The following is an 8,205-nucleotide window of genomic DNA, read 5'->3' as shown; positions in this document are numbered from 1 at the left end:
CCAAGGGGTAGAGCATGACGGCAAGGGCGAGGTTCGGACGCGTCACCAGCTCGTTGCGCATGGCGGCGGTGCGGATCGCGGTCAACTCCTCAATGAGCGCCGCCGAATAGGTCACTGCCTGCTCTGCCTCGCCATCGTCATCACCATGACCAGCGGTAAGGCCATGGATGTTCCCGGCGCTGGCGGCTTCGCCGCTCTCTGTGACCTCCTCGGCCTGCTCTGCGGACTGCGGATTACGCAAGCAACGCAGCGCCGCCAGATCGTCAGGCCGGACAAGCCCCTGCTCGATCCGCAGGGTTCCACCATTGCCAATGGTTACGATGCATCCGGCCAGCGCCCTCTCCCCGGTATCGTAGACCTTGGCAGCGCTGCGAATTGCGTCCATGCGGCTTTCAATCTCCGCAAGCTCGGCCTCGTCGGCATCAATTGCCGGATCGCCTTCGGCATAGTCCTCGATGCGGCCCGCAATCTCATCGAAACGCTCGCCCAAGGTGGAAAGCTCGGACTGTTCGACCTTGGTCGGAACGTTGTCCTTGGGGAAGATACGGGCGAAACCGCCATTGTGGATGGCTGAAGCCTCGAGTCCTGCATCCACCCATTTCCACCCCTTGATTTTGAGGGTATCGGCCTCCTGTTCAAGCTGTCTGTTCGCTAGCGTCACCAAAAGAGCGCGATCCGTCAGGAACGTGGTGTCGGCCTCGGCAAACAGATCGCGCATGATCGCACCGCCGGCGGCCTCGTAAGCCTCGATCCCGACGAACAAGGCGAGCTTGTCGGTGCTGCGGACATGATCGCGGGTCAGCATGGCACGGAGTGAATAGGGGTCGCGGTTCCATGATTGCGTTTCGAACCATGCCCGATCCTGCGCGGCGTGGTCGTCACAGATCGCCAGCGCCTTGGCCTGATCGATGCGGATTTTATCCTCGCGCAGCTCGTCGAGGATGCGCGGGGAGAGATTGGCGAGCTTGAGCCTCTGGCGCACGGTGGCGACGGATTGGCCGAACCGGGCGGCAATGCTTTCCGGGGTCATGCCGTCCTCGACAAGCTGGCGATAGGCCAGAATCTCATCCACGATGTGCATGGCCTCGCGCTGCGTGTTCTCGGCAAGGGAAATCTCGGTGTCGCTGTCGTCACCGGAACGAATGTTGCAGGTGATGAGCATGCTCTTGTCCAGTCGGCCTTCCTTGACCAGAAGGGTGAGGGCGGCAAGGCGGCGCGAACCGGCGACGACCTCGTATTTGTTGCCGCGCTTCGCCTTCCGGACAGTGAGGTTCTGGATCAGGCCATGCGCCTCGATGCTGTCAGCCAGTTCCCCAACATTGACGGCGGCATTGAAGCGCCGAACGTTGGCAGGGCTTGGAACAAGGCGGGAAAGCGGAATTTCCTTGGCGTCCGATGACAGATAGGTGATGCCGGGGGCGTTGTCCTCGATCTCGGCGGCGACGGCTTCAGCGGCGGTTTCGGATACAGTGATAGCGTTCATGGGAGTGGTCCTCATGTTGATGTAATCGGAAAATGTCAGTGGGGGAGGGGAGCGGCCGTCAGGCGTAGCCGGTCCAGTTGATGGGGCGTCCATCCCAGAGGAAGGCAGTTCGCACATTGTCGATGCGTACGGATTTGGAGCGTCCGTTGACACGGCGACGCATGGGCTTGCCGGTGAAGGCGTCGAGGTGGGGAACGACCTTGCCGGTCATCCACGGCTCATCGCCCTTGTCGGCGGAAATCTGGCTGACGGCGCAAACCTCAACCATGTAGGCGCCGATGATCTTGGTCACCTGATAGAAGTCGATATTGGTCTGCTCGTAGCCCCATGAGGCGTAGAGAACGTGGCCGACTTCGAAACCATGGGGCTTCTTGCGCTCGTCGCAGCGTTCCTGTTTCCATTCGGCCCAGCGCCGCCGCCCTTCGAAATGCTCCCTGATCTTGCGTTCGCGGGCATCGGCGCTGGCAAAGCTGTGGTGCCAATCGGGCTTTGCGGCCTTGCCGTGGAAGGCGATGGCGGCGGGTCTGCCCTTGGCGCTGGTGTATATGTAAACAAGGCCGTCACCCGCCTTGTCGGCGATCTTCACGGAGTCTTTCGGGATATAGAAATCGCGTGAGGGGGCAAAACGCATCATTCGGCATCCTCCCATTCGTCGGCATAGACGGCGGCCGAGCCGATCCCGGCGACCTGACGGGCGCATGTACCGCCGCAAATGCCGTTCTCATAAGCTGGGAAATACCGGTCATAGGCGGCATCGAAATCCGGCAGTTCACCGCTGAGCCGGGCAAGCTCGCCCGCGAAGCTGAAAAACCATTCCTCGAAAGTAGGTTCGCACATTCCCTTGTCCTTTCTTTCCTTGGACTGCGAAGCAGGACCTCGTCCTGCTTCCCGGGGCCGCGCGAGCGGTGGGATGGAGGGGGAAAATAGCCTTCGCGGGGAACCGGCTGCACGGAGCGACCGCCAGGCGGGCGCGCAGGAAGCTGGGCGGAAGGCTATTTTGGGGGCGAGAAGGGCAAGGCCCTCGGTTCCCCCATCAGACAAACGAACTCGCGCAATCGCGCGTCATTTCCCGGCAAGAATGCCGTATGCACGAAGGATCGTCACCGCTTGTCGGCGGAAACCCGGAACGGGGTTCCGTGGAGCTGCGGCACAGCCGCGGCGGAATAGAGCCTGGTCACGGAGAGACGTGCCCACAAGTTCTTCAGGGATGCCAAATTGAAGGTCATTCAATCCGCTTGCTCTTTACGCAATTTTTTAATATATAAATCCTGTATTTTGCAATTCGATGCGGAGCGCACTGTGGAGCACTATATCAAAAGACGGTTCCCGCCGGCCTTGTTCAAGAATCTCTACCTAGACCTGGAAGACCGGCTGAGCGCTTCCGCACTCAAGGCGTTCACGATGGTACGCGACCACGCTGGCCTCGACCCCAAGCCAAGCCGAGAGCTGGAGGGGCATGCCCGGTTTCGCATGATGGAGAAGGCGTTTCGGGAAACCTGTGAACTTCACGGTGGCAAGTTGCTCGAAAACGGCATCATACCTCTCACCGATTTGAAGATCTTCCAGCCTTTCATGCGGTTTGAGGTGAATGGGCAGGGGATCATCTTTGGTCTTGCAGCAATGCCGGAGCCGAAAGCGCTGCCCGTCAAAAACGTGTCGCGCAAGGCTGGCGTAACGCTCAACTACTACCTTTCCCCGCGCCTTGACCTTGATGGAACAGGGCCCAAGATCGGCGACATTTTTGTGTTGTTCCTTGTCGCTCGTGACCGTGAGAGGGGCGGAAAGATCAGCGAATTTGCCATCGGTGTTATCGACGCGGCCTATGAGCAATATCTTTTCTACGAGCCGCTCGACAAATACCTTGAAGGTTATGCCGATGAGCCGGTAACCGCGCCGTCGTCTGGTACTGGGGCGAAAACACCGATCATCAGCTTGAAAAAGACGATCAAACCGTTTGTACCTCCAGAGAAGCCTGATGGCGACAACGACAACGACCGAGATACGAAGTGACCCGTGCTGACAAAGCCGGGGAAGGAATTGCATGCGTGTAGGAACTCCGGGATTCGTCCCTGAAAGATTGATAGAGGCGAGAGCAGCACGGCGAATTTTAAGCAAGAAGGCATTGGCTACTCTGATTAGCGTTAACCCCAGCACCGTTACCCGCTGGGAGGACGGGACCAGCGCCCCTGATGCCGATGCCTTAGCCGAGTTGGCGGCTCACCTTCACGTTCGCAGAGAGTTTTTTCTTAGACCGGTCGCCAACAGCGACCGGCCTCTGTTTTACCGCACCTTGGCATCGACCTTGGTGAAAGATCTGAACTACCAGGAATCCCAGATGCACTGGCTGCAGGAAATCAGCAGCATCGTGGAGCACTACGTGGATTTCCCGGAGGTCGATATTCCGGACGTATTGCAGGGCGCGTCCTATAAGCAGCTCCGTGACGAAGACATTGAACAGATTGCCTCGGACCTCCGTGCCCATTGGAGCGTCGGTGATGGCCCGTGCATCGATATGATGCCCCTGCTTGAACGCGTTGGATGCATTGTCGGCTCCATTGAAATGGGGACTTCAAAACTAGATGGTCTTTGCAGCTGGGCTCAAGGAGGCAATCGGCCGCATATTTTGCTGTCGACGGACAAGATGTCGTTCCCGCGCCGGCAGATGGATGCCGCGCACGAACTCGGTCATGCAATCCTGCATCGCCACGTTACCGAGGAAGAGCTGAAGAAGGATCTCAAGGAGATCGAGCGCCAGGCGTTTCGGTTTGCGAGCGCATTCCTGATGCCCGCAACGACATATTCCTATGAGGTAAAGAGCGCTTCCCTTGCGTCTCTGCTGTCCCTAAAGGAGCGCTGGCGGGTTTCGGTAAAAGCGCAGATACGGCGCCTTTCGGATCTGGACATCATCCCTGCTGACCATGCGACGTCACTGTATAAGCTGTATTCGGCCAAGGGATGGAGCCGGGAAGAGCCCTTGGACAAGAACTGGCCAATCTCGGAGCCGACAGTTCTTGCCAACGCCCTGCAGCTGATCGTCGATTCGGGCGTGCGTAGCAAATCCGACCTCCTGAGCGTAGAATTTACCATGAAGGCCGGAGACATCGAAAACCTTACCGCCTTGCCGCCAGGATGGTTTTCGAGAAATGCGGAAGTCATAGGGCTGAAACTGCGCGAATCCGTTTCGGATCGCACCACCGGTGACGCATCGACGATTTTGCCCTTCCCATCGCGCAAGGGCTAGGTGGGAACCTTCAGGCATTTCTCACATTTTCCTTGCGTTTGTATCTCAATTGAGATACAAACGTCTCACCAAGGAGATCCAAATGAGCACTCAATCTTCGATGCTTCACGTTCGTATCGACGACCAACTGAAGCAAAACGCCTCAGAGATCCTGGCAAACTTTGGCCTAACAATCTCTGACGCGGTAAGAATTCTTCTCACCAGAATTGAAAAGGAGGGTGCGCTTCCTGTCGGCTTAACGACAGATCCCGAAGCCTATGATGAGTGGTTTCGCGCCAAAGTCAAAGAAGCCATGGAGGATACGCGCCCGAGAATACCCCATGCCAAAGCTATGGCAGCGATCAGAGCGAACCTCGACGCAAAGACGAAATAAAAATGCTCGGGTGCGTGTGAACGCACCAGAGCATCACCTTTCAGGGCCACTGCTGAGCAGAGTGCAGAACCCGGAAAATAAGGATTTCGGTCTCACCAACGGTATAGACCACAATGTGCTTTCCGACCGTCATCTCGCGGGTGCCGGCAACACGACCGGTCCGATAGCTCAACGGGAAAGCCGGCAGGCGCTCGACGTGTTGCTCGATCTGATCCACCAGCCTCCTAGCAGCCTGTGGATTAGATTCACTAATGAAATCAACCATCTTATTGATGTCATTCAGGGCATCTTCACCCCACTCAACCGTGAGGGCATTACTGGGCATTACGTACTTCCATATGTCGTCTCCTAAATGTTGACATTTCGATTGACAACATCGCCTCAATATGCAAGTTAGAGACTGCTTAGGAATTAACTTGCATGGGCGCATGTCGCCGCTTTTAACGATGCTGCCTGTTGGCAGACGTCTATTCTTCTATGTTAAACCACTTTTAATGGTAAGTCAATAGCTATAGGAAAATATTTCTATGGCGGATAGCGATTGTTGCTGTCCTTCAGATTAATATCCGCTCCACCTCGTCCAAGCTCACCTCATCGCTGCGTCGATCATAGAGCTGCGTTGTCCTGGTCGAACTGTGATTGGCCATGTGCGCGGCCTTTTCCAACGTGCCGCCGTTCTTCAGATAGGCGGTGATGCCGGTGGCGCGGAAGGTATGGCAACACACAGCCGTATCTATTCCGGCCGCCTCAGCGCGGCGCTGGATCATGGCATAGGCGTTAGCCTGGGGGAGGGGGGTCTCGGTGAGTATGCCGGTGCCACGCCCGATCGTCCGGAACAACGGACTGCGCGGATGATCCTTGAGGCCTCCGACCTCGATATACTCGTCCAGATACGCCTCGAGCGTATGGTGACAGGGCATCTCATGCAGCTTACCGCCCTTCTCATGCAACCGAACCCATAGGCGGCGGCTCTGTACATACACATCCCGGACTTCCATCGCCAACGCCGCGCCGATCCGCGCAAAAGAATAAGTCATAAGGCCGATCAACGCGCGATCTCGCTTGCCCGCCACGGTATCGGCTGGAATGCTGTTCAGGAGCTGCCGCGCCTCCTCTGGCGCAAGCACGGGAGTTTTTCCCTTCTTCGTGGAGTACGACGGCCCCCGAACCGCATGGGCGGGATTGGTGGGCATAACTTGTCCTGTTACCATCCAGTCGAACAGGTGCCGGATGGCGGCAAGGCGTAGTTTAACCGTTGGCACAGAGTAGCTCTGGCCCAGCTCCTCGATCCAGGCGGCAACGTGCATCGGCTGGATGACGGGAAGGGCAGTGACGCCCCGTGCCTCGCACCAGGTCAGGAATTCACAGGCCGCGCGGGCATAAGCCTTGCGGGTATTGGGATTGCGGATGTTAGCCGTGAAGAATTCGAGGAATCGGATTCGGGCAGGCTCGCCGGTCGCCTGCAGCATAGCCGGCAAACGGTCAGCGATAATCGTCAGCTCGCTCATCGCGGCCGCACAACGGCATTCGCGGCAATCAGGGTCGGGTGCGTCAGATCCAAATCCCGGACCGCGTAGACAGTGCCTTCAACGGTGACTTCGCCGCCGTGGTTGATGACGGTGCCGTTGACGGTGCCGGCAACATGGGCTCGGCCACCGCTATCCACGACAAGGTCACCATTGATCATTCCATGCATCATCAAGATTCGGCCGCTAGGAACGGTCAGGTTGCCGTTGATCATTCCATGGAAATCGAGGTCCTGCTCCAGGGTCAATGTGCCCTCGATCTGTTTATTGAAGAATTCCATAGCGCCCTCCTATGTGTGATAAAGGACATTAACACATATAATTAGCACCTTGGTGTCAGCTCGCGGAATGGTCGTAGGTTCGTGTCCCATCAAGGCGAAAGACATGCCATATCCCCACGAAAGACCGGTATTGTGCTCAACGGTCTACACTTTCAGTGTCGCCCACAGATGACGCGCGATCAGAGACAAGGGTTCGAAAGGGCGGGGCGTTCCTCTGCCAAAAGAGCGTCGATGTTTTGCTGAAGCTGTCGGATACCCTGCTGTTTGACGCTATGATAAAGCCTGACAATCTCATTGTCTGGAGAGCACTGAAGAGCGACGAATGCAGGCCGCCGGCTGTTGTATTCTGCAAGATCTTTAGCCGTTACATTTGAATTTCGAAATATAAACGCTTCGATACCTTTTAACCCCGATCTGAGGACACTTAAGAAATCAGCATCGTCTATCCGAAAGCATTTTTCCCCTGTATGGAGTGCGCTGGAATACATCAACCATACACATAGGACCGCTCCCTTTCCTTGGGAATGTGCCGGCTCTTGGGCGAAGGCGATCGCAGATAGCGGCGCAAGCGATACTACCGCTGCGAGAATTACTGCCCTCGTTCGATCTGTCGCTCCAATCTTCCGCAAAATGCACCTTGTGCCTTTCAGGCAACTTGCTGGTTCGTAAATTTTGGGTTGCAATAGTCCGCCTCCTGCGCCTTAATGGAGTTGTTGAGCATCTGTCGGCCAAGACGCGGAGCACCTTATGGCATTCACGTTGAGCGCGATAACGGGCCTGATAGTTCTTCTGCCCGAAAGCTGGCGTGTTAAAAGAAAATACGGTTGTCCCTTAGCGTTAGTATGTTGGTTGAGTGGTGCAGTAATTTTGGGCTGTTGGCTTTGGGTTTCTATACAACTGCTATCGCAGATTCAAACTAAATTCAGCTATTTTCTAGCTTTACACCTGGTGACCAACGTCGTTGGTCCCATTGTCGTCTTTTTCTGTATGAGGAGGCGCTATTCAACTACGCCAAGCCTCCTTCCAGCTGCTGGGACATTCGCGGGTCTTACGATCTTCTTCGTGGGCCTATCTTTGAGCGTTATAGGAAAATGATAGGGAGATAACTGTATGACGATATCGTTGGTTGGAAATCGCGTCTTTGGCTATCTCGGCCACCTCCAGTTGGTCCGTGGCTCAGTGGAAACCGAAGTGCAAGCCCCATTCCCTCAGGCTATGCCGTTGTTTGGAACTTGGGATTTTGGCGCCGCATTTGAGAAACCTCACGCAGTTAATGATGTGTCGACCATCGGCGATCCCGC

Annotated in this window: 10 protein-coding genes; 4 read left to right on the top strand and 6 right to left on the bottom strand. The window is 56.4% G+C overall.

The window, feature by feature from the left end; genetic code table 11:
• The 3 genes from FAA86_RS23850 to FAA86_RS23840 form a co-directional block, all read right to left on the bottom strand.
• A partial coding sequence (locus FAA86_RS23850; RefSeq protein ID WP_136543755.1) for a ParB/RepB/Spo0J family partition protein occupies positions 1-1,483 on the bottom strand: 1,483 nt, incomplete at its 3' end.
• A gap of 58 nt (positions 1,484-1,541) precedes the next feature.
• Positions 1,542-2,114 (bottom strand): hypothetical protein, encoded by a 573-nt coding sequence (locus FAA86_RS23845; RefSeq protein ID WP_246035186.1) that lies wholly within the window; start codon positions 2,112-2,114, stop codon positions 1,542-1,544.
• Entirely contained in the window at positions 2,114-2,320 is a 207-nt protein-coding gene (locus tag FAA86_RS23840; RefSeq protein ID WP_097143348.1) for a hypothetical protein, read from the bottom strand. The genes FAA86_RS23845 and FAA86_RS23840 overlap by 1 nt, the downstream gene beginning before the upstream one ends.
• A 378-nt stretch (positions 2,321-2,698) precedes the next feature.
• Between FAA86_RS23840 and FAA86_RS23835 the strand changes: the two genes are divergently transcribed.
• From FAA86_RS23835 to FAA86_RS23825, 3 genes are all read left to right on the top strand, one after another.
• Positions 2,699-3,493: a hypothetical protein gene (locus FAA86_RS23835; protein WP_136543751.1), complete on the top strand. Its 795-nt coding sequence runs from the start codon at positions 2,699-2,701 to the stop codon at positions 3,491-3,493.
• Between the two features lie 31 nt (positions 3,494-3,524).
• A complete protein-coding gene (locus FAA86_RS23830) occupies positions 3,525-4,724 on the top strand; it encodes an XRE family transcriptional regulator (protein ID WP_136543749.1) in 1,200 nt (399 codons plus the stop codon).
• A gap of 82 nt (positions 4,725-4,806) precedes the next feature.
• Entirely contained in the window at positions 4,807-5,097 is a 291-nt protein-coding gene (locus FAA86_RS23825; protein ID WP_136543747.1) for a type II toxin-antitoxin system RelB/DinJ family antitoxin, read from the top strand.
• Positions 5,098-5,137: 40 nt separating this feature from the next.
• Here FAA86_RS23825 and FAA86_RS23820 read toward each other — a convergent pair whose 3' ends face one another.
• From FAA86_RS23820 to FAA86_RS23810, 3 genes are all read right to left on the bottom strand, one after another.
• Positions 5,138-5,422, bottom strand: a complete 285-nt coding sequence (locus FAA86_RS23820; RefSeq protein ID WP_136543745.1) for a type II toxin-antitoxin system RelE/ParE family toxin — start codon at positions 5,420-5,422, stop codon at positions 5,138-5,140.
• A gap of 229 nt (positions 5,423-5,651) precedes the next feature.
• A complete protein-coding gene (locus FAA86_RS23815) occupies positions 5,652-6,605 on the bottom strand; it encodes a tyrosine-type recombinase/integrase (RefSeq protein ID WP_136543743.1) in 954 nt (317 codons plus the stop codon).
• Complete coding sequence (locus FAA86_RS23810) at positions 6,602-6,904, bottom strand: bactofilin family protein (protein ID WP_136543741.1); 303 nt, start codon at positions 6,902-6,904, stop codon at positions 6,602-6,604. Before FAA86_RS23810 ends, FAA86_RS23815 begins: the two co-directional genes overlap by 4 nt.
• Before the next feature lie 1,110 nt (positions 6,905-8,014).
• On the opposite strand from FAA86_RS23810, the gene FAA86_RS24870 reads away from it, so the two are divergent.
• A partial coding sequence (locus tag FAA86_RS24870) for a hypothetical protein (RefSeq protein ID WP_205910069.1) occupies positions 8,015-8,205 on the top strand: 191 nt, incomplete at its 3' end.

The sequence above is a fragment of the Rhizobium rosettiformans W3 genome (genome assembly GCF_004912135.1).
In the GTDB taxonomy this organism is placed as follows: domain Bacteria; phylum Pseudomonadota; class Alphaproteobacteria; order Rhizobiales; family Rhizobiaceae; genus Allorhizobium; species Allorhizobium rosettiformans.
The sequence above is the reverse complement of the archived record's forward strand: the minus strand, read 5'-3'. Positions and strand labels throughout refer to the sequence as shown.

What these genes read in the sequence shown, in the direction of transcription:
- FAA86_RS23820 (WP_136543745.1), bottom strand. Translation starts at nt 5,422, where the DNA reads ATGCCCAGTAATGCCCTCACGGTTGAGTGGGGTGAAGATGCCCTGAAT.
- FAA86_RS23810 (WP_136543741.1), bottom strand. Translation starts at nt 6,904, where the DNA reads ATGGAATTCTTCAATAAACAGATCGAGGGCACATTGACCCTGGAGCAG.
- FAA86_RS23830 (WP_136543749.1), top strand. Translation starts at nt 3,525, where the DNA reads ATGCGTGTAGGAACTCCGGGATTCGTCCCTGAAAGATTGATAGAGGCG.
- FAA86_RS23840 (WP_097143348.1), bottom strand. Translation starts at nt 2,320, where the DNA reads ATGTGCGAACCTACTTTCGAGGAATGGTTTTTCAGCTTCGCGGGCGAG.
- FAA86_RS23845 (WP_246035186.1), bottom strand. Translation starts at nt 2,114, where the DNA reads ATGCGTTTTGCCCCCTCACGCGATTTCTATATCCCGAAAGACTCCGTG.
- FAA86_RS23815 (WP_136543743.1), bottom strand. Translation starts at nt 6,605, where the DNA reads ATGAGCGAGCTGACGATTATCGCTGACCGTTTGCCGGCTATGCTGCAG.
- FAA86_RS23825 (WP_136543747.1), top strand. Translation starts at nt 4,807, where the DNA reads ATGAGCACTCAATCTTCGATGCTTCACGTTCGTATCGACGACCAACTG.